This is a genomic window from Nonomuraea dietziae (genome assembly GCF_014195505.1).
Classification (GTDB): domain Bacteria; phylum Actinomycetota; class Actinomycetes; order Streptosporangiales; family Streptosporangiaceae; genus Nonomuraea; species Nonomuraea roseola.
Genome location: NZ_JACIBV010000002.1, coordinates 602,190 through 627,196, shown reverse-complemented (window position 1 = coordinate 627,196; position 25,007 = coordinate 602,190). Strand labels below are relative to the sequence as shown.

Here is a 25,007-nt window from a genome sequence, read left to right as displayed (position 1 = left end):
GGAAGTAGCCATGGTTGCCCTAACGTGCGCAGTCACCTGGATAGGTTCAACGTGGCCGTGCCGATATTCAGTGAAGTGACAGAGCTGTGTTTCTCCTGGTCATGTCATTCATGCGGGTTGGCGTTCCAGCTACGGACGAAATACCGCCGGAACATGCGAGGCACCGATTATTACCCGAAATCACGGAAATGGGAGAGAACAACTCCTGAGACTTCCCTGTCAGTCGCCACGCCCGTTCCGGCCGCGACGAGTGGTCAAGGGCGCGGAAGGCGGGCGGGTCTCACTGGTCTCCGGTGTCGGTGTCCCTGCGCCTCAGGTAGCGCTCGAACTCGGCGGCGATCGCGTCGCCCGAGGCCTCGGGCAGCTCGGCGGCGTCCTTGCGCTCCTCGAGCTCCTTGACGTACTCGGCCACCTCGCTGTCCTGCGAGGCGAGCTCGTCCACGCCGTTCTCCCAGGCGCGCGACTCCTCCACGAGGTCGCCCAGCGGCACGGGGATCTCCAGCACGTCCTCGACCCTGCGCAGCAACGCCAGCGTCGCCTTCGGGTTGGGCGGCTGGGCCACGTAGTGCGGCACCGAGGCCCACAGCGAGATCGCGCGCAGCCCCGCGGCGCCGAAGGCGTGCTGCAGCACCCCGACGATGCCGGTCGGCCCCTCGTAGCGGGTCAGCTCGAGGTTGATGGAGCGGGCCAGCCCGTCGTCGGTCGCCGATCCGACGATCGGCACGGGACGGGTGTGCGGAGAGTCGTTGAGCAGCGCGCCCAGCATCACCGTCAGCTCGATGCCCAGCTCGTGGGCGATGCCCACGAGCTCGTCGCAGAAGCCGCGCCAGCGCATGTTCGGCTCGATGCCGCGCAGCAGCACCACGTCGCGCTCGAGACCGGGCGGGCGGGCCAGCGAGAGCCTGGTCGTCGGCCAGACGATCGAGCGGGTCAGCCCGTCACCCATCTCCACGATGGGGCGCGTGACCTGGAAGTCGTAGTAGTCCTCCGGGTCCAGCGCGATCAGCGGCTCGGCCTTCCATTCGTTCTCCAGGTGGGCGATCACGCCACTGGACGCCTCACCGGCGTCGTTCCACCCTTCGAACGCGGCGATGAGCACCGGATCGACGAGCTCGGGGAGCCCTTCGAGCTCGATCACGCGCCGCCTCCTCTCGCTGTTCTCAACGCCTAAGCCTATGCGGTGGGGAGGGCTCTACGTCACTGATCTCCACGGGCGTAATTCGCGGGGCCGTCCGGCGGGTGTCGCCGCCCGCCACGCGCTGACCTGGAGGCGGAGGGGCGTGCGTGACTCAGGGGCGGCTCACTTTCCCGAGGTGGTGTGCACGACCAGGACGTCGCAGGTGGCCCGGTGGGTGACGCTGGAGGGCACCGACCCGAGCAGCCGTCCCGCCAGGCTGTTGAGCCCTCTGTTGCCGACCACGAGCAGGTCGGCGCGGTGCGTGCCGGCCAGCTTGACCAGCGCGTCCACCGCGTCGCCCTCCTCGGCGGCCAGCACGATCTGCGAGGCGCCCGCCGCCACCGCGTGCTCCCTGGCCGCGCGCAGCGCGTCGTCGGCTGGGGTCGATCCACTGACCTTGTAGGCCAGGTCGCCGAGCGCGTCGGCGGCGGCGGCCCTGCTGCTCTCGCGCATGGGCAGATAGGCGCAGGCCAGGACGAGGGTGGCGCCGGTGGCGGCGGCCAGAGAGGCGGCGGCGGACACGGCGCGGAAGGAGGAGGCGGAGCCGTCGGTGCCGACGAGCACGGTGCGGTAGGCCATGAGGGGATCCCAATTGGACGCGGCGTCAATTGCCGACAGGGTAGCGCCCGTTAAGCTTGACCGCATGAACGCCTCCCCGTCTTTCCGCGAAGTCCTCTCCCAGCGCGTGATGGTCGCCGACGGGGCGATGGGGACGATGCTGCAGTCCTACGACCCCACCCTCGACGACTTCGAGGGCTACGAGGGCTGTAACGAGGTGCTCAACGTCACCAGGCCCGACATTGTCAGCGGCGTCCACGACGCGTACTTCGCGGTCGGCGTCGACTGCGTGGAGACCAACACCTTCGGCGCCAACCTCTCGGCGCTGGGCGAGTACGACATCTCCGAGAAGGTCTACGAGTACTCCGAGGCGGGCGCGCGCCTGGCCCGCGAGCGCGCCGACCACTGGTCCACGCCCGAGCACCCGCGCTTCGTGCTCGGCTCGATGGGCCCTGGCACCAAGCTGCCCACGCTCGGCCACCTGCCCTTCGCCACGCTGCGCGACGCCTACCGCGACAACGCGGCGGGCCTGATCGCCGGCGGCGCCGACGCGCTGATCATCGAGACCTGCCAGGACCTGCTCCAGGTCAAGGCCGCCATCGTCGGCGCCAAGCGGGCCATCGAGGCCGGGGGGCGCGACGTGCCGATCATCGCCCAGGTCACCATCGAGACCAACGGCGCCATGCTGCTCGGCTCCGAGATCGGCGCCGCGCTCACCGCGATCGAGCCCCTCGGCGTCGACCTGGTCGGCCTCAACTGCGCCACCGGGCCCACCGAGATGAGCGAGCACCTGCGCTACCTGGCGCGCCACTCGCGCCTTCGCCTGTCGTGCATGCCGAACGCGGGCCTGCCCGTCCTCACCTCCGACGGCGCCTACTACCCGCTCTCGCCGGGCGAGCTGGCCGACGCGCACGAGAGCTTCGCCCGCGACTACGGCCTGTCCCTGGTCGGCGGCTGCTGCGGCACCACCCCCGAGCACCTGCGCCAGGTGGTCGAGCGCGTGCGGGGCAAGCAGCCCGCCGCGCGCAGGGCGCACCCCGAGCCCGGCGCCTCCTCCCTCTACCAGACCGTCCCGTTCCGGCAGGACACCTCCTACCTGGCCATCGGCGAGCGCTGCAACACCAACGGCTCCAAGGCCTTCCGTGAGGCGATGCTCGAGGGCCGATGGGACGACTGCATCGAGACCGCCCGCGACCAGGCCCGCGACGGCGCCCACATGCTCGACCTGTGCGTCGACTACGTCGGCCGCGACGGCGTGGCCGACATGAAGGAGCTGGCCTTCCGCCTGGCCACCGCCTCCACCCTGCCGATCATGCTCGACTCCACCGAGTCCGAGGTGCTCAAGGCGGGCCTGGAGATGCTGGGCGGCCGCGCGGTCGTCAACTCGGTCAACTACGAGGACGGCAGGGGCCCCGACTCGCGCTTCCACAAGACCATGACCGCCGTGCGCGAGCACGGCGCGGCCGTGGTCGTGATGTGCATCGACGAGAACGGCCAGGCCCGCACCGCCGCGGAGAAGGTCCGCATCGCCTCCGAGACCATCGACGACCTGGTCGCCAACTGGGGCATGCAGGTCTCCGACATCATCGTCGACTGCCTGACCTTCACCATCGCCACCGGCATGGAGGAGTCGCGCAAGGACGGCCTGGAGACCATCGAGGGCATCCGCGAGCTCAAGCGCCGCTACCCCGAGGTGCAGACCACGCTGGGCCTGTCCAACATCTCCTTCGGCATCAACCCCGCCGCGCGCATGGTGCTCAACTCGGTCTTCCTCAACGAGTGCGTCAACGCGGGGCTCGACTCCGCGATCGTGCACGCCTCCAAGATCCTGCCGATGTCGCGCATCCCCGACGAGCAGCGCCAGGTCGCGCTCGACATGGTCTACGACCGCCGCCGCGAGGGCTACGACCCGCTGCAGCGCTTCATCGACCTGTTCGAGGGCGTCGACGTCGCCAAGATGCGGGCGGGCAAGGCCGAGGAGCTGGCCGCGCTGCCGCTGTGGGAGCGGCTCAAGCGGCGCATCATCGACGGCGAGCGCAAGGGCCTCGAGGCCGACCTCGACGACGCCCTCGCCCAGCGCCCCGCGCTGGAGATCATCAACGACGTGCTGCTCGACGGCATGAAGACGGTCGGCGAGCTGTTCGGCTCCGGCCAGATGCAGCTGCCGTTCGTGCTGCAGTCGGCCGAGGTCATGAAGACGGCCGTCGCCTACCTCGAGCCGCACATGGACAGGCTCGAGGGCGAGACCAAGGGCCGCATCGTGCTGGCCACCGTCAAGGGCGACGTCCACGACATCGGCAAGAACCTCGTCGACATCATCCTGTCCAACAACGGCTACGAGGTCGTCAACCTCGGCATCAAGCAGCCGGTCACCGCCATCCTCGAGACCGCCGAGCAGAAGAACGCCGACGTCATCGGCATGTCGGGCCTGCTGGTGAAGTCGACGGTGGTCATGAAGGAGAACCTGGAGGAGATGAACTCCAGGGGCATCGCCCAGCGCTACCCCGTGCTGCTCGGCGGCGCCGCCCTGACCCGCGCCTACGTCGAGCAGGACCTCGCCGAGCTGTTCGACGGCGAGGTCCGCTACGCCCGCGACGCCTTCGAGGGCCTGCGCCTGATGGACGCCTTCATGGCGCACAAGCGGGAGGGCTCCCCGCTGCCCGCCCTGCGCGAGCGCCGCGTCAAGGCGGGCGCCACCCTCACCCGCACGGCGGTCGAGGACCTGCCCGCCCGCTCCGACGTGGCCGTCGACAACCCGATCCCGGTCGCGCCCTTCACCGGCGACCGCATCGTCAAGGGCATCTCGCTCAACGACTACGCCTCCTTCCTCGACGAGCGGGCGCTGTTCCTCGGCCAGTGGGGCCTCAAGCCCACCAGGGGCGGCGAGGGCCCGGGCTACGAGGAGCTCGTCGAGACCGAGGGCAGGCCCAGGCTGCGCATGTGGCTCGAGCGGATGCAGACGGAGGGACTGCTGGAGGCGGCCGTCGTCTACGGCTACTTCCCCTGCGTCAGCGACGGCGACTCGCTGATCATCCTCGACGACAAGGGCGACGAGCGCACCCGCTTCACCTTCCCTCGCCAGCGCCGCGACAGGCACCTGTGCCTGTCGGACTTCTTCCGCCCCAAAGACTCCGGCGAGGTCGACGTCGTCGGCTTCCAGATCGCCACCATGGGCGGCAAGATCTCCGAGGCCACGGCGGAGCTGTTCGCCAAGGACGCCTACCGCGACTACCTGGAGCTGCACGGCCTGTCGGTGCAGCTGACCGAGGCCCTGGCAGAGTACTGGCACGCCAGGGTCCGTTCGGAGTGGCGCATCGGCGGCCAGGAGTCCCTCGACGACATGCTCAAGGTCAACATCCAGGGCTGCCGCTACTCCTTCGGCTACCCCGCCTGCCCCAACCTCGAGGACCAGGTGCAGCTGTTCCAGCTGCTCGACCCCGAGCGCATCGACGTCACGCTGTCGGAGGAGTTCCAGCTCCACCCCGAGCAGGCCACCTCCGCGCTGGTGGCCCACCACCCGGAGGCGAAGTACTTCAACGTCTGACCGGCCCCGGCGCGCCGTCCCGCCGGGTCGATGGCCATGATCAGCCCCCCACGTCCTACGGTAGTAGTCCGAAATCCGATAGCTCCGGGGGGAAAGTGGACGCGGCCTTCTTCGACATGGACGGCTTGCTGGTCGACACCGAGAAGGTGTGGCTGAAGATCGAGACCGAGGTGATGAAGGTGCTCGGGGGCGTCTGGACCCCCGAGCACCAGACCCACCTCGTCGGCGGTTCCATGGAACGCACCGTCGACTACATGCTGGCCGTGTCGGGCTCCTCGGTCGCGCCGGAGGTCCTGCGCGGCTGGATGATCGACGGCATGGTGGCCGAGCTGGCCGGCGGGGTCCAGACCATGCCGGGCGCGCTCGAGCTGCTCGGCGACCTGCGCGCGGAGGGCGTCCCGATCGCCCTGGTGACCTCCTCGCTCAAGGAGATCGCCGAGTCGGTGCTGGCGGCGGTCGGCCGCGAGCACTTCGACGTGATCGTCACGGCCGACGACGTGAGCCGCACCAAGCCCGACCCCGAGCCCTACCTGACCGCCGCCGCCCTCCTGGGCGTCGAGCCCGTGCGCTGCGTGGTGCTGGAGGACTCTCCCAACGGCGTGGCCGCCGGCACCGCCGCGGGGTGCGCCGTGGTCGCCGTGCCGAGCCTGCTGCCCATCGAGCCGGCCGCCGGCCGCCTGGTGGTGTCCTCGCTCACCGAGGTCGACGTGGCCCGGCTGCGCGCCCTGGTGCCTCCCGCCTCGGCGTGAGCCGTAGCGTCACCGCCCGGCCCGCGCGCCACGCCTCCACCGGAGAAACCATCCCCTAGGGGGAGATCCCTCCTCAGGGAGGAGCGGCGGCGGGCCTTTCGCGTGCCAGGATGGAGAGGTCAGCGAGACGAGGGGCGGCCGTAATGAGCGGATTCAATAGCATCGCGTGGTTGCCGTTGTGCGCAGGCGCGACGGGCGTGGGCCTGGTGTTCAGCTTCCTGTTGCTGCGCCGCAGGGGAGCGGTGGCGGCCATGCGGCTGGTGGCCTGGTCACTGCTGCCGATGGCCGCCTACCTCACCGGCGCGCTCAACGCGCTGTGGACGATCGGCTCCACCGCCGTGTCCTTCGTGACCAGCCTGGTCTTCAACCCGCTCACCTGGGCCGGCGTGGCGCTGGCTGGAGTGTCGGTGGTGCTGTTCATGGTCTCGGGCGTCATCAGGGCCAGGAGGCTGTCGGCGGCCGCGCCCGCCGCGCAGGAGGCCTCGGCCGCCCCCGCCCGTCCCGCGGCCGAGAAGAAGCCGGGGCGGACGGCGCCCGCCGCAAAACCTGCCATCGCTCAGCAGAAGCCCAAGACGAACGACGATGATTTCTCCGACATCGAGGACATCCTCAAGCGGCGCGGCATCAGCTAGCGAGATACGCTGTGCAATGTCACAGTTCCGAGACCCAACCGGAACGGGCTGTAGACATTCGGACCAAGATCGATACGAATGCGTTTCGCGACAATCACAGTTGAGCCACATAGCGCGCGTGGGGACTAGTCAGCGCAGCTCAGGCCATAGATCCTGCCTCCTGGGACCGTGACGGACGGTCCCGGCAAGTACGGGCGTGAGTCCAGACCGGGCCGGTGCCTGATTGGACGACGCCGTCTAACCCAGGGGGCAGGAACAAGATGCGCACAACTATGGTCGTGCCCGCCTCCTGGAAGGTCAGGACAGAGGAGGGCGCATGACCGCACCGCTCGACGTGCCGGAGTCGGCCAGCCAGGCCGCTCCCGAAGCGGTGGTGGCCGGGAGCGACGCCAAGGCGATCGAGGGCCGCTCGCTGGGCCAGATCGCGTGGCGGCGGCTCAGGAGAGACCGCGTCGCCATGGCAGGCGCCATCGTGATCATCTTTCTCATGCTGGTGGCGATCTTCGCGCCGCTGCTGGTGAGCTGGTTCGGACACGATCCGCTGGAGTACCACGAGGAACTGACCGACATCGGCACCCAGGCCCCCATCGGTCCGTGGGGCGGCATCACCTCGGAGTTCCTGTTCGGCGTCGAGCCGGTCAACGGCCGCGACATCTTCAGCCGGGTGGTCTACGGGGCGCGCATCTCGCTGCTGATCGCCTTCCTCGCCACTCTGCTGTCGGTGGTCATCGGCACGACCCTCGGCGTCATCGCCGGCTACTTCGGCGGCTGGGTCGACACCCTGATCGGCAGGGCGATGGACGTCTTCCTCGCCTTCCCGCTCCTGGTCTTCGCCCTCGCGCTCGCCGGAGTCGTCCCCGACCAGGCGTTCGGGCTGTCGGGCGACACGCTCCGCGTGACACTGCTGATCTTCATCATCGGATTCTTCAACTGGCCCTACCTGGGCCGCATCATCCGGGGCCAGACACTGTCACTGCGTGAGCGCGAGTTCGTCGACGCGGCCAAGAGCCTGGGGGCCCGCGGGCCGTACATCATCTTCCGCGAGCTCCTGCCCAACCTGATCGCGCCGATCCTGATCTACGCCACCCTGCTGATCCCCTCGAACATCCTGTTCGAGGCGGCGCTGTCGTTCCTCGGCGTGGGCGTGCGCCCGCCGACCCCCACGTGGGGCGGCATGCTGTCGGACGCGGCCAGGTTCTACACGATCCCGCACTTCATGATCTTCCCGGGCCTGGCGATCTTCATCACCGTGCTTGCCTTCAACCTGTTCGGCGACGGCCTGCGAGACGCACTCGACCCGCGTGGCAACCGCTGACCTCTCGGACTTCCTTAACCCTGCTTCCAACCCGAAGGGGTGCGACACCTTGAGAAGAAAATCCGCTCTTACGACAGCCGCGGCCGGGCTGACCCTGGCCATGGCGCTGGCGGCCTGCGCGGGCTCGCCGACCCAGACCCCCGGTCAGGGCCAGAGCGCTCCGGCGGCCACGGGCGCGACGGCGGGCGGCACGGAAGTCGCCGACGCCGCGGTCGGCAAGATCTACAACCCTTCTGACAAGAAGGGCGGCACTCTCAAGATGGCCAACACGGCCGACTGGGACAGCCTCGACCCCGGCAACACCTACTACGGCTACTCGCTCAACTTCGCCCGCCTGTACGGGCGCGCGCTGCTGATGTTCAAGGCCGCCCCCGGCACCGACGGCAACACCCTGGTCCCCGACCTCGCCGAGAGCGTCGGCAAGGCCAGCGACGACGCCAAGACGTGGACCTACAAGCTGCGCAAGGGCGTGAAGTTCGAGGACGGCACCGAGGTGACCTCCAAGGACGTCGCCTACGCGGTGGCGCGCCAGTTCGACAAGGAGATCCACCCGAACGGGCCGACCTACCTCAACGCGCTGCTCGACTGGCCGAAGGGTTACAAGGGCGCCTACAAGTCGAAGGACGCCGACTTCTCCTCCGCCGTCGAGACCCCGGACGACCAGACGATCATCTTCCACCTGAAGGAACCGTTCGGTCTGTTCGACTACATCATGCAGATGCCGATGACGATGCCTGTCCCCAAGGACAAGGACACCGGCACCAAGTACCAGGAGCACGTCATCTCGACGGGCCCCTACAAGTTCGAGAAGAACGAGATCGGCAAGGGCTTCACCCTGGTCCGCAACGACCAGTGGGACCCGGCCACCGACCCCAACCGCCCCGCCCTGCCCGACCGCATCGAGGTGCAGACCGGCGTCAACGCCGACGACGTCGACAACCGGCTGATCTCCGGTGACGTCCACATCGCCGTCGACGGCCTCGGCATCGGCAACGCCGCCCTGCCGAAGGTCCTGCCGGACCCGGCGCTGAAGGCCCGCACCGACAACCCGGTCCAGCAGCGCACCTGGTACACCTCGATCATCCCCGACGTCGCCCCGTTGGACAACGTGGAGTGCCGCAGGGCCATCGCCTTCGCCGCCGACCGCAACAGCCTCTACCGCGCCTACGGCGGCGAGACCGGCGGCGTCATCACCACCTCGCTGATCCCCCCGTCGATGGCCGGTTACAAGCCGATCGACCTGTACAAGTCCGAGGGCGACAAGGGCGACGTGGAGAAGGCCAAGGCGGCCCTCGCCAAGTGCGGCCAGCCCAACGGCTTCGAGACCAACATCGCCTACCGCACCGAGCGGACCAAGGAGAAGGCCGCTGCCGAGTCGCTGCAGCAGTCGCTGGCCCGCGTCGGCATCAAGCTGACGCTCAAGCCGTACCCGCAGGACGACTACTTCGCCCTGTACGCCGGCAAGCCCTCCTACGTCAAGGAGAACAAGATCGGCCTGGCGATCAACGGCTGGGGCTCGGACTACCCCGACACCTACGGCTTCATGCAGGCCATCACCGACAGCCGGGACATCCGTGACGCCGGTAACTACAACCTCAGCGTGAAGATTCCCGAGGTCGACAAGATGATCGACCAGATCAAGGCGGAGCCCGACGCCGCCAAGCGCGCCGACATGTGGTCGCAGATCGACCACATGGTCATCGACCAGGCCGTCGTCATGCCCAGCGTGGCCAGCAAGGCGCTGTACATGCGCGGCAAGGGCCTGACCAACCTGTTCATCAGCGACTCCCAGCAGATGTACGACTACGTCGGCGTGGGCGTCCAGCAGTAAGTCGATCCACACCTAGATAGGCGGGTGAAGGCAGAGGTCCCCGGTCGGCGAGTCCGGCCGGGGACCGGAGCCGGGCACTGTGGTCACATACATCATCAGGCGCGTGATCGGCGCTTTGGCGATGCTGCTCATCGTGAGCATCGTCACCTTCGCGATCTTCTTCTTGGTGCCGCGTCTGGCCGGCGCCACCCCTGAGGCGTTCGCCGCCCGATACGTCGGCCGCGGTGCCAGCATGGACACCATCAGGCTGGTAGCCGAGCGGCTCGGGTTCTACGATCCCGTGGCGGTGCAGTACGGGCGCTTCCTGAAGGGAATCGTGGCGGGAACGGAGTACGATACCGGCGCGGGCGTGGATCACTGCCCGGCGCCCTGCTTCGGCTACTCCTTCATCACCCAGCAGCCCGTGTGGCCCAACCTGATGGACCGCTCGCGCGTGACGCTGTCGCTCGGCATCGGCGCGGCCGTGCTGTGGCTGGTCGGCGGCGTGGCGACCGGCGTGCTGTCGGCGCTGCGGCGCGGCAGCTTCTTCGACAGGTCCGCCATGGGCATCGCCCTGGCCGGAGTGTCGCTGCCGATCTTCTTCACCGGCATGATCTCCCTGTCCATCTTCAGCTACGGCCTCGGCTGGACCGCCCCCGGCGGCGCGTGGGTGGACGTCACCATCGATCCGCTGCAGTGGGCCTACAACCTGCTCCTGCCATGGATCACCCTGGCCCTGCTGTTCGCCGCCACCTACGCCAGGCTCACCCGAGCAGGCATGCTGGAGACGATGGGCGAGGACTACATCCGCACCGCCCGGGCCAAGGGACTGGTCGAGCGCGGCGTCGTGGTCAAGCACGGGCTGCGCGCCGCCCTGACCCCCATCGTCACCGTCTTCGGCCTCGACTTCGGCCTGCTGATGGGCGGCGCCGTCCTCACCGAGTCGACGTTCTCACTGAACGGCCTCGGCAAGTACGCGGTCGACGCCATCAAGAACAACGACCTGCCCGCCGTCATGGGCGTCACGCTGCTCGCCGCGCTGTTCGTGGTGGTGGCCAACCTGGTCGTGGACCTCCTCTACGCTGTGGTCGACCCGAGAGTGAGGCTCGCATGACCGCTTTCCTCGACGTCAAGGACCTGCGCATCCACTTCCCGACCGACGACGGACTGGTCAGGTCCGTCGACGGCCTGACGTTCTCGCTCGAACGCGGCAAGACACTCGGCATCGTCGGCGAGTCGGGCTCCGGCAAGAGCGTCACCAGCCTCGGCATCCTCGGCCTGCACAAGGGCGGCAGGGCACGGATGTCAGGCGAGATCTGGCTCGACGGCGAGGAGCTCATCGGCGCCTCGGCCGACCACGTGCGGCGCCTGCGCGGCAAGAAGATGGCGATGATCTTCCAGGATCCGCTGTCGGCCATGCACCCCTACTACACGGTCGGCGACCAGATCATCGAGGCCTACCGCATCCACCACGACGTCACCAAGAAGGTGGCGCGCAAGCACGCGATCGACATGCTGGGCAGGGTCGGCATCCCCGAGCCCACCAGCCGTGTCGACGACTACCCGCACCAGTTCTCCGGCGGCATGCGCCAGCGCGCCATGATCGCCATGGCCCTGTCGTGCGACCCCGAACTGCTCATCGCCGACGAGCCCACCACCGCGCTCGACGTCACGGTCCAGGCGCAGATCCTCGACCTGATGCGCGACCTGCAGCGCGAGTTCAACTCCGCGCTGATCGTCATCACCCACGACCTCGGCGTGGTGGCCGAGCTGTCGGACGACATCCTGGTGATGTACGGCGGCAAGTGCGTCGAGTACGGCGCCGCGGAGACGGTGTTCTACGACCCCGAACACCCCTACACCTGGGGCCTGCTCGGCTCGATGCCGCGTCTTGACAGGGAGCGCACCGAGCGGCTGCTGCCCATCAAGGGATCACCCCCCTCCCTCATCAACGTCCCGCCGGGCTGCGCCTTCCACCCCCGCTGCCCCTACGCCGAGCGCACCGAGGGACGGGCCGAAACCGAGGTTCCCGAGCTGCTCAAGACGAGCCCAGGCCACCTCGTCAGGTGCCACATGGCCCCTGAGGAGCGCAGGCGGCTGTGGGAGAGCGAGATCAAGCCGATGCTGGAGACCACATGAGCGAGACGCTGCTGTCCGTGCAGGACCTGCGCATGCACTTCCCCATCCACAAGGGGCTGCTGAGGCGGCAGGTCGGCGCGGTCAAGGCGGTCGACGGGATCGACTTCGAGGTGCTCAAGGGCGAGACCCTCGGCCTGGTCGGCGAGTCCGGCTGCGGCAAGTCCACCACCGGACGGCTGGTGACCAGGCTCCTCGAGCCCACCGGCGGCAAGATCGTCTTCGAGGGTCAGGACATCACCCACATGCCGCAGGGACGGCTGCGCCCGCTCCGCCGCGACATGCAGATGATCTTCCAGGACCCCTACTCCTCGCTCAACCCCCGTCACACGGTCGGCGCCATCGTCGGCGCGCCGTTCCGCATCCAGGGGATCAAGACCGAGCAGGGCACCAAGAAGGCGGTCCAGGACATCCTGGAGCTGGTCGGGCTCAACCCCGAGCACTACAACCGCTACCCGCACGAGTTCTCCGGCGGGCAGCGCCAGCGCATCGGCATCGCCCGCACCCTGGCGCTGAAGCCGAAGCTCATCATCGCCGACGAGCCCGTCTCGGCGCTCGACGTCTCCATCCAGGCGCAGGTGGTCAACCTGCTGGAGGACCTGCAGAACGAGCTCGACCTCACCTATGTGGTGATCGCGCACGACCTGTCGGTGGTGCGGCACATCAGCGACAGGGTCGCGGTCATGTACCTCGGCAAGATCGTCGAGATCGCCGACCGCAAGTCGCTCTACACCTCGCCGATGCACCCCTACACCAACGCGCTGCTGTCGGCGGTGCCGGTGCCCGACCCGAAGGGCCCGCGCCGAACGCGAGCGCATCCGGCTGCACGGCGACGTCCCGAGCCCGATCAACCCGCCGCCGGCCTGCCGCTTCCACACCAGGTGCTGGAAGGCGCAGGAGATCTGCAAGACGGTCGAACCGCCCCTCGAGCAGCTGGCCAGCGGGCACCGCGTCGCCTGTCACTTCCCCGAGAACGCGCCCACCGTCACCCCCGCGCCCGAGACCATCACCGCCTGACCGTCGGCGCCCCGTGGCCGGGGTGGCCTCGATCCGTACCGCACAGCCGGCTCGAGCCCACCCCGGCCACGGAGCGGCCCCCACCTCGTGGGTAAAGATCTCGTGAGTGAAGACCTCATGGGTGAGATCGTGCGCCCTCGCAGGATGAGCCGGCGTCGATCGTGGTGCCCGCCGAAGAGCCGGCGAGGATCGTGCGCGCCCGCCGGTAGTGCCGGCGTCGATCGTGCGTGCTCGCCGGGAAGGCCGGCGAAGATCGTGTGCCCTCGCAAGAGCCGGCGAGGATCGTGCGCGCCCGCCCCTAGTGCGTCGATCTGCGTGCTCGCCGGGACGGCTCAGGAGAGGGCGCCGGGGGTGCTGAGCCCGCTCTCGTAGGCCAGGACGACCGCCTGGACGCGGTCGCGCAGGCCCAGCTTGGTCAGCACGTTGCCGACGTGCGTCTTGACCGTCGTCTCGCTCACCACCAGCTTGGCCGCGATCTCCGCGTTGGACATCCCCTTGGCGATCAGCTTGAGCACCTCGAGCTCGCGCTCGGTCAGCCTGTCGAGCCGCGCAGGGGTCGTCTGCTGGTAGGCCGATGGCAGCTTGGCCGCGAACCTGTCGAGCAGCCGCCTGGTGACGCTGGGCGCCACGATCGCGTCGCCCGCCGCCACCACCCTGATCGCCTGCACCAGCTCGTCAGGCGGCACGTCCTTCAGCAGGAAGCCCGAGGCCCCCGAGCGCAGCGCCTCGACGATGTACTCGTCGAGGTCGAACGTGGTCAGCACCAGCACCTTCGGCACGTGCGCGCCCGCCGCGGCCTCGCGCACGATCCTGCGCGTCGCCTCGATCCCGTCGACGCCCGGCATTCTGATGTCCATCAGGATCACGTCCGGCAGCAGCGCCCGCGCCTGTTCGAGCGCGCCCTTCCCGTCACCCGCCTGGCCCACCACCGCGATGTCGGGCTCGGCCTCGAGGATCAGGCGGAACCCCGTGCGCAGCAGTGGCTGGTCGTCCACCAGCAGCACCCTGATCGTCATCATCCGTCCTTCAGCGGGAAAGTCGCCCGCACCTCGAAACCGCCCCCACTGCGCGGACCGACCCTCAGGATTCCACCATAGAGGGCCACTCTCTCGCGAATCCCGACCAATCCGTGCCCCGTCCTGTCGGCCTGCTCGGCGCTCGACCCCTTGCCGTCGTCCTCCACGAGAAGGGTGAGCTCGCGGGGCGCCTGCCGTACCGAGACCCTGGCGCGGGCGCCGGGGCCCGCGTGGCGCAGGCTGTTGGTCAACCCCTCCTGGACCAGGCGGTAGGCGGCCAGGTCGAGGCCCGCCGGCACCGCGCTCGCGCCCTCGACCTCCAGCTCGATCGGCAGGCCCGCCTCGCGCATCTGATCGACCAGCGCGGGCAGGTCGCGCAGGCCGGGCTGCGGGCCGCGCTCGGGAGGACCCGAGGGGGAGTCGGTGCGCAGCACGCCGACGATGTTGCGCATCTCGTTCATCGCCATCCTGCCGGTCTCCTCGATCGCCGTCAGCGCCTCGCCGGCCAGGTCGGGATTTGCCGTGAGCACCTTCCTGGCCGCCGCGGCCTGCACGGTCATCACGCTCACGTGATGAGCCACCACGTCGTGCAGCTCCCTGGCGATGCGGGAGCGCTCCTCGGCCCTGGCCGCGCGCGTGTCGGCGTCCCTCGCCCGCTCCAGCCTCGCGGCGCGGTCCTTCAGCTCCTCGAGGTAGGCCCGGCGCAGCCGTACGCTCCTGCCGGTTCCCCACACCGCCACGCCCACCAGCGTCGTCAGCGCGTGGGAGGTCCACATCATCGACGAGGCCGACAGCGAGGCGGAGGTGAAGTACCCGATGGTCGCCACCGACAGCCCCGCCAGCGCGATCGCCAGCCCCCTGTGCGCGGCCACCGTGTAGAGCAGGATCAGCCCAGCGAGGCCGGCCAGGCCTGGATCGCTGTCGAGCGCGCCGAGCAGCACGATGGGCAGCTGCGCGAGACAGAGCGCCGCCAGCGGCCGGCGCCTGCGCGCGGCCACCGGCGCGCACGCCAGCACGAGCAGCGCGGCCTCACCCGGGCCGCCGTGACCGCCGGCGGCCGACAGCGCCACCGAGGCAGCGGCCAGGGCCGCGGCGAAGAGCGAGTCGCGGAGCAAGGCTCGGTCGGTGCGCACCGCTTCAATGTATGACCAGGTGAGAGCGGGAATCCTCCTCCTTTGGGAGGACTTCAGAGCTCGTCCGTGGCCGTCCGCCTGCTGCTTCTGACCGTGTCGCCCGGCTGCCTGGCGGGCACCGGCGGGGGAGTGCCGCCGTACTCGGGGCACAGCGCCTGGTGATCGCACCAGTCGCACAGCCTGGACGGCCTGGCCCGCCACTCGCCCGTCTCCAGCGCCCGCTCGATCGCCGCCCACAGCGCCTGCACCTTGCGCTCGGTGGCCCGAAGGTCGGCCTCGTCGGGCGCGTAGCGCAGCACCTCGCCGCCGCCGCCCAGGTAGACCAGCTGCAGCAGCCTGGGGATCGCCCCGCGCAGCCGCCACAGCACCAGGGCGTAGAACTTCATCTGGAACAGCGCCTTGGCCTCGAAGTCGGGCCCGGGCGCGCTGCCGGTCTTGTAGTCGACCACCCTGACCTCGCCGCTGGGCGCCACGTCGAGCCTGTCGATGTAGCCGCGCAGCATCAGGCCGCTGTCGAGGACCGCCTCCACATAGAGCTCGCGCTCTGCGGGCTCCAGCCGGGTCGGATCCTCCAGCGTGAAGTAACGTTCGAGCATCGAACGGGCCTGCCCCAGCCATTCGCGCTGCTCGGCCTCGTCGGCGAACATCTGCGCGTAGGCGGGCTCCTCGCCGAGCAGCCTGTCCCACTGCGGCTCGAGCAGCTCGAGCGCCGCCTCGACCGAACGCCGGGGCGCGGGCAGGTCGTAGAGCCGCTCCAGCACCGCGTGGACCACCGTGCCGCGCACCGCCGCCGCCGACGGCTTCTCGGGAATCCTGTCGATCACGCGGAAGCGGTAGAGCAGCGGGCACGTCATGAAGTCACCCGCCCGCGAAGGGGAGAGGGCCCCGATGATCACGGGTTCGGTCAACGTCATGCACCGCACTGTAGGTCAAGGCGCCGACAGAATGGGCACGCCGAGTAGCATCAAGGCAGTCCCCTGGACGAAGGAGTGATGGGTGAGCACCGAGAGTCCGCGTCAGGAGTTCTCCGGTATCCGGATGGGCAGGCCCTTCGGGATCCCTGTCTACGTGTCGTGGACCTGGTTCATCGTGGCGGCCATCATCACCTTCATGTTCAGCGACCAGGTTCGCGGTCAGCTGCCCGAGCTGTCGGAGCCTGCCGTCTACGGCGTCGCCTTCGCCTACGCCGTGCTGCTCTACGTGTCCGTGCTGCTGCACGAGCTGGCCCACAGCGTCCTGGCCAAGATGTACGGCCTGCCGGTGCGGCGCATCACCCTCTACCTCCTCGGCGGCGTCTCGGAGATCGAGAAGGAGCCGCAGACGCCCGGCCGCGAGTTCATGGTGGCCGCGGTGGGCCCGCTGGTCTCGCTCCTTCTGGCCGGCATCGGCCTGGTGGCCGACCTCTTCCTGGTCGACGGCGGCGGCATCCCCGAGATGATGGTCTGGTGGCTGTGGGTGGCCAACCTCATCGTCGGTCTCTTCAACCTGCTGCCGGGCCTTCCGCTCGACGGCGGCCGCATGCTGAGGGCGGGCGTGTGGAAGGCGACCCGCAGCCCCGGCACCGGCACCATCGCCGCGGCCTGGGCAGGCAGGGTGCTCGGCGCCGTGCTCATCGTCGGCCCCCTGCTGCTCTACTGGTTCGGCGGCCAGCCCCAGCAGGAGCTGAGCCTGCTGTGGGGAGCGGTCCTCGGCGCCTTCATCTGGTTCGGCGCCACCCAGTCGCTGCGCGTGGCCCGCGTGCGCGCCAGGCTCCCGCAGGCCAACGCCCGCGCCCTGGCCCGCCGCGCCATCCCCGTCACCGCCGAGACCCCGCTGTCGGAGGCGCTGCGCAAGGCGGCCGAGGCCCACGCGGGCGCCATGGTGGTCGTCGACCACGACGGACGCCCGCTCGCCATCGTCAACGAGGCCGCCGTCCAGGCCACCCCCGAGCACCGCAGGCCGTGGGTCAACGCCGGCTCGCTGTCGCGCGCGCTCGAGCCCTCCATGGTGCTGCCCGCCGACCTGGTGGGCGAGTCGCTGATCGACGCCATGCGCGACGCGCCGTCGGGCGAGTACCTGCTGGTCGAAAAGGGCGGCGAGGTCTACGGCGTGCTGGCCACCGCCGACGTCAACAGGGTCTTCAGCGGCGTCTGACGACTCGTCTAAACGGCCTCCTCGGGCTAATGTTCTGACCACTGATCAGGTACCAAGGTTTCGAGGCGAGCGGCTCAGGCCGATACTGTTCCTCCAGGTCTGGGTATGCGTATGGCTGGCGGTTGACCGGCGTTTTCCATGGAGGGGAGAGTTCTGTGGCTGAGCAGGGCTTCGGGGTGGTGCGTCCGCTGCCGGGCAACGGGCTGGTCGCCCACATGGGCGGGCTGCTGCTGGTCTGCGACACGGCCGAAGGCACGGGCGGAGAGCTGCTCGAGACGCTGCGCGAGAGCGCCGAGTCAGGGGCGGACGGCCTCGCGCTGGCCCGCCGCGCCGCCCAGGTGCTGTTCCGCTCGATGTCGGGCGAGCCCGTGGCCTGCGCCGTCGCAGGGCCCGCCGCTGGAGGCATGGCCGTGCTCGTCAGCGGCTCCGCCTCGGCCGTGGTCGTCACCGACGACGGCGAGACCCGGCTGTCCGGCCGCGACTCCCTGACCTGGACCGACCGCCTCATCCCCGGCCCCGTGCAGCGGGTCGAGCTGCGCCTGCCCGACGCGGGAGAGGCCCACCCCGTCGTCCGCCTCGACGCCGGCGTGGTCCTCGGCGGCGGCGTCCACGGCGAGGTCGACGAGAACGCGCAGCCGCCCGCCAGGCCCCAGGTCAGGCCGCTGGAGACCAGCGAGCTGCCCGCCACGGGCCTCCACTTCGAGCCCGATCTGCTCCCCGGGCCGCCGAGGCAGGACCCGTCCAGGCACGAGCCGTCCAGGCATGAGCCCTCGGGGCCCGAGCCGTCCAGGCAGGATGCTCACCAGCCGGTCCACGAGCAGCCCCCGCCGCCCCCGCCCGCGCATTCGACCCCGCCGCCCATGGCCCCCTACCCGATGGGCGCGCCCTCAGGTCCGCAGGCGCCGTTCGGCCAGCCACCGATGCCCGAACCGCATCCCGAGCCCGCCCCGCCGATGCACCAGGGCCCGCCGCCCATGCAGGGCCCGCCCGGCCCCCACTCCGGTCCGATGCCGCCGCTCGGCCCGCCCCCAGGCCCGATGCCGCCCGCGGGAGCGCCCTCCTACGACGAGCACCCCGACTTCGGGCCCCCGCCGCAGGAGCAGCAGGGCGAGCAGCAGACCGACGCCGACGGCAGGCCGATGGTCTTCGGCGTCGACTGCAAGAACGACCACTTCAACGACCCCCGCTCGCCGTACTGCGTGATCTGCGGGATCGAGCTCGTGCAGCGCACGCTGGTGCCGTACAAGGGGCCGCGCCCCTCGCTCGGCGCGCTGCTGCTCGACGACGGCACCTCGCTGCCCCTCGACAGCGACTACCTGCTGGGCCGTGACCCCGAGCGCGCCCCCGAGGTCGCGGGCGGCAACGCCAGGCCCGCCAAGGTCACCAGCCCCGACGGCTCGGTCTCCCGCCGCCACCTGCGGGTCGCCCTGGAGGGCTGGGACGTCAACCTGGTCGACCTCGGCTCGGTCAACGGCACCCAGATCCAGCCGCCGGGTGACCCCAACTTCTACGACATCCCGCCGAACGAGCCCGTCACGATCGCGCCAGGAACGACGGTCCGCATCGGCGTCTCCCGCACGATGCGCTACGAATCCCACCGCAACTGACGGCCCGCGACTGACGGCCTGCGACTGACGGCATGCGACTGACGGCTTGGGACTGACGGCTTGGAACTGACAGCCGCCCGCTGACCCCGGCGCGCGCCGCCCGCAGGCGCGCGCCCGGCTTCCCCGCCGCTCCGCGCCTTCCTCGTCGGTTCGCCCGCCTTCGTCGGCGCGTCCGCATCCTTGACGCTCCGGGTCCTTCGTGTGGCCGCGCATGGTTTCCGCGGGCCTGGTCCGGCGGGCGGTGACGGGGCGGTCAGTGGAAGCGGTTCAGGGCCTTGGCCAGCTCGGCGGGGCTGTTCACCCCCAGCTTCCAGTAGGCCTGGTTGCGATGGTTCATCGCCGTCCGCATCGCGATGCCCAGGCGCTGGGCGATCTCCCTGTGCGAGTGCCCCGCCGCCGTCAGCTGCGCCACCTGCAACTCCCTGTCGGTCAGGTCGGGCGCCGCCAGGCCGCGCAGCGCCGGAGTGTCCGGCCCTTGGCACGCTCCAGCCAGCGACCACGCCTCCGTCGTCGCCGCCCTGGCCGCCTTCTCGCCCCTGGTGCGACGCAGTACCGCGGCGGCATGGGCGGCGGCCTCGGCGGCGTGCAGGCGCATCCCCAGGGCGTCGAAGCCCTCCGCCACGCCCAACAACCCCTCGGGGTCGCCGCCCGCCAGAGCCGCCGCGTGCCGTGCCGCCAGCCGTACGCGCGGACCCTCGTGCGAGGAGGCCAGCTCCGTCAGCCTGGCGAGCGCGGCGGCGGGGGCGCCGAGCCGTACCACGTCGTGGAGGGCGACGGCCTCGAAGGCGGCCAGTCCGCTCTCACGGCAGTCGGCGGCGGCCGCGAGCGCCAGCTCGACGGCCCTGTCGGTCTCGCCCTCCGCGGCGGCGACCCACACGCGGGTGAGGGCGACCCAGCGCATGAAGGCGGTCCAGGTGGCGCGGTTGCGGGCCAGCGCCGCCCGGAGGGTGTCGCGGGCGGCGGACGCCTCGCCGCGCAGCGCCTGGGTGGCGGCGTAGGCGGCCATGCAGCCGCCCACGGTCAGCGCCGTCTCGTGGTTGGCGGGAGCGTGCAGGACCAGCAGCGCCGCGCCCAGCTGCCCGCGCAGGGTGGCGGCGTTGCCGCGGGCGAGGGCGAGGCTGCCCTCGCCGCGCGACCAGCCGCGCTGGCCCGCCAGCGCGGCGCGCATGGAGGCGATGGCCTGGTCCATGACGGCCAGGTCGCCGGAGAAGTACCCGCACATCGCCCACGTGGAGTGCAGCGGCGAGATCAGGGCGGGCAGCTCGTCGCGCCAGGCCGCGGCGTCCCGCAGCGCCTCGTGGACCAGCGTGACCGCCTCGCCGGTGCGTCCGGCGTAGCAGAGCGACAGCGCGCGGGAGCTGAGCACCTGGGCGCGCTGGGCAGGGCCGAGGTCGTGGGCGAGCAGGTCGGCGCTGAGGCGGAGCGCCTCGGAGGGCCTGGCGGCCGAGGCGGTCAGCCCCAGCCGCTGGACGGTGACCTGGCGGCGCGGCGGCGCGGCCTTGAGCTCCTTCTCGGCGCTCGACAGCAGGTCGAGCGCGTCGCCGAGACGGTCCATGCCCCAGGCCAGGTTGCTGGCCTGGGCGAGGACCAGCCGCGCCCTCGTCGGCTCGTCCTCGGGCTCGGGGGTGGCCTCCAGCACGGCCCTCGCCCTGTCGGGCTGCTGGGCGTAGTCGAGCAGCGTGGCCAGCTGCAGCGAGGCCGACACGCCGCCGCCCTCGAGGGCGGCCTCGCCGAGGCGGATGGCCAGCGGGTAGTCGTGGGCCGACCAGGCCAGACGGGAGGCCTCCAGCAGCGGGCGGGGCGCGGCGCCGAGTCCTCCCGCCAGGCGCCACACCGTCACCCTGAGCGGGTCCTCCCTGCGGTGCAGGCCCGTGGACTCCAGCGCGGCGACCAGGTCGGCGTGCCTGCGGCGGCGGCGCAGCTCGGGCAGGCGCTCACGGGCCACCTCGCCGTAGAGGGGGTGGCCGAGGCGGGCGATCTCACGCCGCCTGTCGACGCGGACCCTGACCAGGCCGCGCTCCTCCGCCTCCAGCAGGGCCCGTTCGGAGGTGAGGGAGCTGAGCGTGCGGGCGCCGATCGGCTCGGCCAGCGCGGTGTACTCCAGCACCTCCTTCAGCTCGGGCGACAGCGCGCCGATCCGCTCGTGGATCAGGTCGACCAGGCGCGGCGCCAGCGGCGGGTCGCCCGTCAGCTTCCACATGCCGTGAATGGGCGACAGCGCGCCCGAGGCCATGGCCGCCTGCACCACCTCGTACAGGAACAGCGCGTTCCCCTCCGTCACCTCGCCGAGCCTGCGCACCGTGGCGTCGTCGGGCTGGGCGCCCAGGGCGGCGGTGAGCACGGCGGCGACGTCGAGGTCGCTGAGCGGGTCGGTGTCGTACCTGCGCACATGGCCTTCGCGCCACAGAAGCGTCACCGCGTCGGGAGTCGGCTCGCCGGTGCGCAGGGTGGCGACCAGCCGCGCCTGCCCGGCCCTGACCAGTGAGGCGATCACCTCGGCGGAGTGGCTGTCGAGCAGATGCGCGTCGTCCACGGCCAGCACGAGCACGCGTCCCCTCGCGTGGGCGAGCAGCTCGTCGGCGGCCCACCGTAAGGTGTTGACCAGGTGTGGAGGGTGCTGTCGGGGGATGAGGTCGGCGAGCGCGCCGTTGGGGATGGAGCTGGCGGCCTTGGTCGCCCTGACCGGCACGAGCGTCACCTTGGCGGCGTGGAAGTGCGTGAGCACCTCGCCTGCCAGGCGCGACTTGCCCACCCCTGCGGGGCCCGCGATGACGACGCCCTGGGCCGTCGGATCCCTGGCCAGACGCACCAGGTCCTCGAGCTCCTGCCTGCGGCCCGCGAACGGCCAGCGTTTCATGGGCCCCTCCCATTACGCCCTTGTGGCCAATTTCATCATCCCTTATCGTCCTTTTGTGGCGCGATGGGGTGCGAAATTCGATGTTGATTGTCCGAGTTGTGTCCGCCCTACTGTCGCACGCGAACCTGACGGATTACACAGGGTTTTTCTGCCCGAGCGATTGCGTCCCTATTGGCTGGCGCTGTGCCAGAGCTGCGGGCAGGCGCTGCTGCTGGAATCGGCGCAGGAATTCGACGATCGCGACCCCGACGACCTGCCGGCCAGACCCGCCACCGTGCTGTGGCCGCAGGACGGCAGGCCCATCGCCGCCGAGGTGCCGCCCGTGGTGCGCAGGGAGCTCACGGCGGCCCGCGCGGGGGTGCGCTCGGGCTCGCCCGCCTCTGCCGTCCTGCACGTCCGGCGGCTGCTGGAGGCGGTCTGCGCCGACCACGGGGTCACGGGGCGCACGCTCTTCCACGCCCTGCGCGAGCTACGGCGCGGCGGGCTGATCGAGGGCTGGCTGCTGAGCTGGGCCGAGGAGCTGCGCGAGCTCGGCAACGAGGCGGCCCACCTCGGCCCGCGTCCCCTGGGCAAGTCCGAGGCGGAGGACGCGGTGGAGCTGGCGGAGGCGTTCGTCGACTACGTTTACGTTATCTCCGGGAAATACCACCGCTTTCGCGTACGGCGCGGCACCGACAAATCATCAAATATCCGTAATGTCGTGCAAGAGACCCCGGCTATCCGGATTCTCCGTAAATCTCAGGTGGCGTTCAGGGTCCATCCTTATCCCCACGATCCGGCCAGGACGAAATCAAGGGCGGCGGTCGCCGACGAACTCGGGATCTCACCCATGCGCCTGCTCAAGGCCGTCATCCTCTATCTCGGCGAACACGCCGTCGTGGCCATCGCGCCCGTCGAGGGCGTGATCGACGAGCGCGCCCTGGCCCGCGCCTTCGGCGCCACCCGCGCCAGGGTCGCTGCCCTGGCCGACGTCGTGCGCATCGGCGAGACGTTCGCCGCCGACGTCGTCAGCCCGCTGGCGCTGCCGTACCTGCCGTCGGTGCTGGAGGAGAGCTCGGCCGCCGCGTCGAGCGTCTTCGTCTCCAGCGGCCGCCACGGGCTCGAACTCGAACTCGACCCTGCCGACCTGATCCGCCTGACCAGGGCCAGGACCGCCCCGATCGTGAGGTGAGGACATGACCGAGGTCGTCTTCGAGGGGTCCTTCGACGAGGTCGCCTCGCTGGAGGAGTGGCTGCGCGACGCCGACGCGCTGCGGGGCAGGATGCGGCTGGAGCATCGCGCTCCCGGGCAGGGGCGGATGGGAGGCGAGCCGCCCGCGCTGCGGATCGAGGTCGAGACGGCGGCCCAGGCCGCAGCCCTGACCAGAACCGTGGAGTTCTGGCTGCGGTCCAGGGGCAGCGACGTGGCGCTCAAGCTGCGGATCGGTTCGGAGGTCACCGCCGACCTCGACCTGCGCGCCAGGCTGGACGTCGACGCCCTCGTCGCCCAGGTCTCCGCCATCCTGCGCGACGCGCTGAACGCCGCGGCCGACTGACGACCCGACCCGACCCGATCCGGCCCGGCCCGGCCCCTGGGCCGTGAGGTCGCGCCGCCGCGGGCCGCGGCGCGCTCAGACGGTGAACGCGTGGACGGAGCGCAGCATGCGGGCGGCCGCCTCGAGCCCCCTGGAGGCCTCGAGCGCCCGCCCGCAGGCGAGGGCGAGCCTGCCGAGCAGGTGCTCCTCCCTGTCGGTGAAGCGCCCTCCCGCCACCCACAGGTGGGCCAGGTCCCGCGTGGCCAGCGGCACGGGGACCGAAAGGAAGCCGGGCGCGCCCATGGACGGGTCCCGCGCCACCAGGACGGGGCCTGAGCTGACCGCCAGCTCCTTGAGCACGTCCGACTCCTTCAGCCACGCCCGCACGTCCAGCCGGTCGTCCTGCGGGATCAGCACGTGCGAGAGGCGGGCGCGTACCTGCAGGGGGTCGACCTCCACGAACCCCGCGTACGGCGTGCCGCCCACCGCGGCCGCGCACCTGACGACCAAATCCAGCAACTCGTCGGGCGCCATGTGGGAGAACGACTCGATGAGCTCCTTGACGCAGTCGCTGGTCATTCATCATCCCCTGCTGGAAGGTTCGCCGGCGATCGGCGGAGTGTCAACGGGCGGCGACTCGGAGTATCACTCTCAATCCCGCCCTTGACCACCCCTCAACCGGAAATCCGGATTTCTCAGCCTTCATGGGGACGAAGGAGCAGCCACTCGACATCGTCCCCCCGCGTGCCGTCAGGGCGCGGGAACAGCTCCCGGTGCACTGCCTCCCTGCTGAAACCCGCCCGCTCCAGCACCATCTGGGAGGCCTCGTTGGTCACGTCGGTGCCGGCCACGATCCTGTGCAGCGCGGTGTTCGCGAACGCCCAGTCGACCAGCAGCCGCACCGCCCGCGACATGTACCCCTTGCCGCGGAAGGCGGGCAGCAGCGAGTAACCGAGCATGGCCTGGTCGATCAGCGGCGCGATCTGCGCGAGCTGGATGTGGCCGGCGAAGGCGTCGGTGGCCGCGTCGCGTACGGCGAGCTCCACCCGCTGGCCCGACAGCCACCAGTAGCCGGTGTAGCGGCAGCGGCGCTCTGTGCTCTCGATCGTGGAGGGCGGGGCCATCATCCACCGCGTGATGCTCGGCGCACTCAGCAGGCGGTGGAAGTCGGGGGCGTCGGCGAGCGTCACAGGCGCCAGCCGCACCACGCCGTCCGACAGCCCTTCGGCGTCGAGGAGGGGCAGGTAGCGCGGCACCGCCTCACCAGGGTCGGCGGCCAGCCTCGCGAAGGCCACGAAGTCGGCGGGCCTGCCGTCCCTGGTGCGCCGCCGCTCCCTTTCGATGCCCTCCTGGAGGTACCCGGCGGCGTAGGCGACGCGCAGGCTGGCCAGGTTCTCCACCTCGGCGCGCAGCTCGATGCGGCGAACGCCCTTGTCGAAGGCCCACTCGCTCACCGCCCTGGCGGCCGCGGTGGCCACGCCCCTGCCCCTGGCCCACTCGGCCACCCGGTAGCCGATCTCGTGCGCGCCGTGCCCGCCGGTGGCGCGCAGGCCCACAGCGCCGAGGTAGCGGCCGGTGGCCGCGTCGACGACGCTGAACTCCGCGCCACCCTCGGCCCAGCGCCGCTCGGCCAACTCCAGATAGCTTTCGGCGTCCTTGCTCGTGTACGGCACGGGCAGCAGGTAGAGGAACCTGGCGGTCTCGGCGTCGGAGGAGGCCCGCACGATCGCGCCGAGGTCGTCACGCGACGGGGGGCGCAGGATCAGCGAACCGACGGAGATCACTTCACGCGGCAACATGGTCCATTGC

General features: G+C 70.6%; 19 protein-coding genes and 1 pseudogene. 12 read left to right on the top strand and 8 right to left on the bottom strand.

Features of this window, described 5'->3' with window-relative positions; genetic code table 11:
• Nucleotides 1-280 precede the first annotated feature (280 nt).
• Both FHR33_RS45610 and FHR33_RS45605 read right to left on the bottom strand, forming a co-directional pair.
• Complete coding sequence (locus FHR33_RS45610; protein ID WP_183661732.1) at nt 281-1,138, bottom strand: PAC2 family protein; 858 nt, start codon at nt 1,136-1,138, stop codon at nt 281-283.
• A 162-nt stretch (nt 1,139-1,300) separates the two neighbouring features.
• Nucleotides 1,301-1,756 carry a universal stress protein gene (locus FHR33_RS45605; protein ID WP_183661730.1) on the bottom strand — a complete coding sequence of 152 codons (456 nt, stop codon included), beginning with the start codon at nt 1,754-1,756 and terminating at the stop codon, nt 1,301-1,303.
• A 64-nt stretch (nt 1,757-1,820) separates the two neighbouring features.
• On the opposite strand from FHR33_RS45605, the gene metH reads away from it, so the two are divergent.
• From metH to FHR33_RS45565, 8 genes and pseudogenes are all read left to right on the top strand, one after another.
• Nucleotides 1,821-5,279, top strand: a complete 3,459-nt coding sequence (gene metH / locus FHR33_RS45600; protein WP_183661728.1) for a methionine synthase — start codon at nt 1,821-1,823, stop codon at nt 5,277-5,279.
• A gap of 95 nt (nt 5,280-5,374) precedes the next feature.
• Nucleotides 5,375-6,028, top strand: coding sequence for an HAD family hydrolase (locus FHR33_RS45595; protein ID WP_183661727.1), 654 nt, complete (start codon nt 5,375-5,377; stop codon nt 6,026-6,028).
• 143 nt (nt 6,029-6,171) lie between these two features.
• Complete coding sequence (locus tag FHR33_RS45590) at nt 6,172-6,660, top strand: cellulose synthase (RefSeq protein ID WP_183661725.1); 489 nt, start codon at nt 6,172-6,174, stop codon at nt 6,658-6,660.
• Nucleotides 6,661-6,976: 316 nt separating this feature from the next.
• Entirely contained in the window at nt 6,977-7,975 is a 999-nt protein-coding gene (locus tag FHR33_RS45585; RefSeq protein ID WP_183661723.1) for an ABC transporter permease, read from the top strand.
• Between the two features lie 49 nt (nt 7,976-8,024).
• Nucleotides 8,025-9,806, top strand: coding sequence for an ABC transporter substrate-binding protein (locus tag FHR33_RS45580; protein ID WP_221242565.1), 1,782 nt, complete (start codon nt 8,025-8,027; stop codon nt 9,804-9,806).
• 79 nt (nt 9,807-9,885) lie between these two features.
• Nucleotides 9,886-10,899: an ABC transporter permease gene (locus FHR33_RS45575; protein ID WP_183661721.1), complete on the top strand. Its 1,014-nt coding sequence runs from the start codon at nt 9,886-9,888 to the stop codon at nt 10,897-10,899.
• Nucleotides 10,896-11,924 (top strand): ABC transporter ATP-binding protein, encoded by a 1,029-nt coding sequence (locus FHR33_RS45570; protein WP_183661719.1) that lies wholly within the window; start codon nt 10,896-10,898, stop codon nt 11,922-11,924. Before FHR33_RS45575 ends, FHR33_RS45570 begins: the two co-directional genes overlap by 4 nt.
• Nucleotides 11,921-12,938, top strand: a pseudogene (locus FHR33_RS45565) (ABC transporter ATP-binding protein). The gene FHR33_RS45570 and the pseudogene FHR33_RS45565 overlap by 4 nt, the downstream one beginning before the upstream one ends.
• A 332-nt stretch (nt 12,939-13,270) precedes the next feature.
• On the opposite strand, the gene FHR33_RS45560 reads toward FHR33_RS45565, so the two are convergent.
• The 3 genes from FHR33_RS45560 to FHR33_RS45550 are packed head-to-tail and all read right to left on the bottom strand — an operon-like array spanning nt 13,271 to nt 16,001.
• Nucleotides 13,271-13,954 carry a response regulator gene (locus tag FHR33_RS45560; protein WP_183661717.1) on the bottom strand — a complete coding sequence of 228 codons (684 nt, stop codon included), beginning with the start codon at nt 13,952-13,954 and terminating at the stop codon, nt 13,271-13,273.
• Nucleotides 13,954-15,087 carry a sensor histidine kinase gene (locus tag FHR33_RS45555; RefSeq protein ID WP_183661715.1) on the bottom strand — a complete coding sequence of 378 codons (1,134 nt, stop codon included), beginning with the start codon at nt 15,085-15,087 and terminating at the stop codon, nt 13,954-13,956. Before FHR33_RS45555 ends, FHR33_RS45560 begins: the two co-directional genes overlap by 1 nt.
• 53 nt (nt 15,088-15,140) lie before the next feature.
• Nucleotides 15,141-16,001: a RecB family exonuclease gene (locus FHR33_RS45550; protein ID WP_183661713.1), complete on the bottom strand. Its 861-nt coding sequence runs from the start codon at nt 15,999-16,001 to the stop codon at nt 15,141-15,143.
• Between the two features lie 82 nt (nt 16,002-16,083).
• On the opposite strand from FHR33_RS45550, the gene FHR33_RS45545 reads away from it, so the two are divergent.
• Together FHR33_RS45545 and FHR33_RS45540 are read left to right on the top strand one after the other, a co-directional pair.
• Nucleotides 16,084-17,220 (top strand): site-2 protease family protein, encoded by a 1,137-nt coding sequence (locus FHR33_RS45545; protein WP_312896074.1) that lies wholly within the window; start codon nt 16,084-16,086, stop codon nt 17,218-17,220.
• Nucleotides 17,221-17,375: 155 nt separating this feature from the next.
• Nucleotides 17,376-18,827, top strand: a complete 1,452-nt coding sequence (locus FHR33_RS45540) for an FHA domain-containing protein (RefSeq protein ID WP_183661711.1) — start codon at nt 17,376-17,378, stop codon at nt 18,825-18,827.
• Between the two features lie 253 nt (nt 18,828-19,080).
• Here the strand turns inward: FHR33_RS45540 and FHR33_RS45535 are convergent, their stop codons facing one another.
• Entirely contained in the window at nt 19,081-21,684 is a 2,604-nt protein-coding gene (locus FHR33_RS45535; protein WP_183661708.1) for an AAA family ATPase, read from the bottom strand.
• A 160-nt stretch (nt 21,685-21,844) separates the two neighbouring features.
• Here FHR33_RS45535 and FHR33_RS45530 point away from each other — a divergent pair, with 160 nt between their 5' ends.
• Both FHR33_RS45530 and FHR33_RS45525 read left to right on the top strand, forming a co-directional pair.
• On the top strand, nt 21,845-22,855 hold the full coding sequence (locus tag FHR33_RS45530) for a DUF4145 domain-containing protein (protein WP_183661706.1): 1,011 nt from the start codon (nt 21,845-21,847) through the stop codon (nt 22,853-22,855).
• Between the two features lie 4 nt (nt 22,856-22,859).
• Complete coding sequence (locus tag FHR33_RS45525) at nt 22,860-23,219, top strand: effector-associated constant component EACC1 (RefSeq protein WP_183661705.1); 360 nt, start codon at nt 22,860-22,862, stop codon at nt 23,217-23,219.
• A gap of 75 nt (nt 23,220-23,294) precedes the next feature.
• On the opposite strand, the gene FHR33_RS45520 is transcribed toward FHR33_RS45525, so the two are convergent.
• Both FHR33_RS45520 and FHR33_RS45515 read right to left on the bottom strand, forming a co-directional pair.
• A complete protein-coding gene (locus tag FHR33_RS45520; protein ID WP_183661703.1) occupies nt 23,295-23,777 on the bottom strand; it encodes a hypothetical protein in 483 nt (160 codons plus the stop codon).
• Between the two features lie 116 nt (nt 23,778-23,893).
• Complete coding sequence (locus FHR33_RS45515; RefSeq protein WP_183661701.1) at nt 23,894-24,997, bottom strand: GNAT family N-acetyltransferase; 1,104 nt, start codon at nt 24,995-24,997, stop codon at nt 23,894-23,896.
• Nucleotides 24,998-25,007 lie beyond the last annotated feature (10 nt).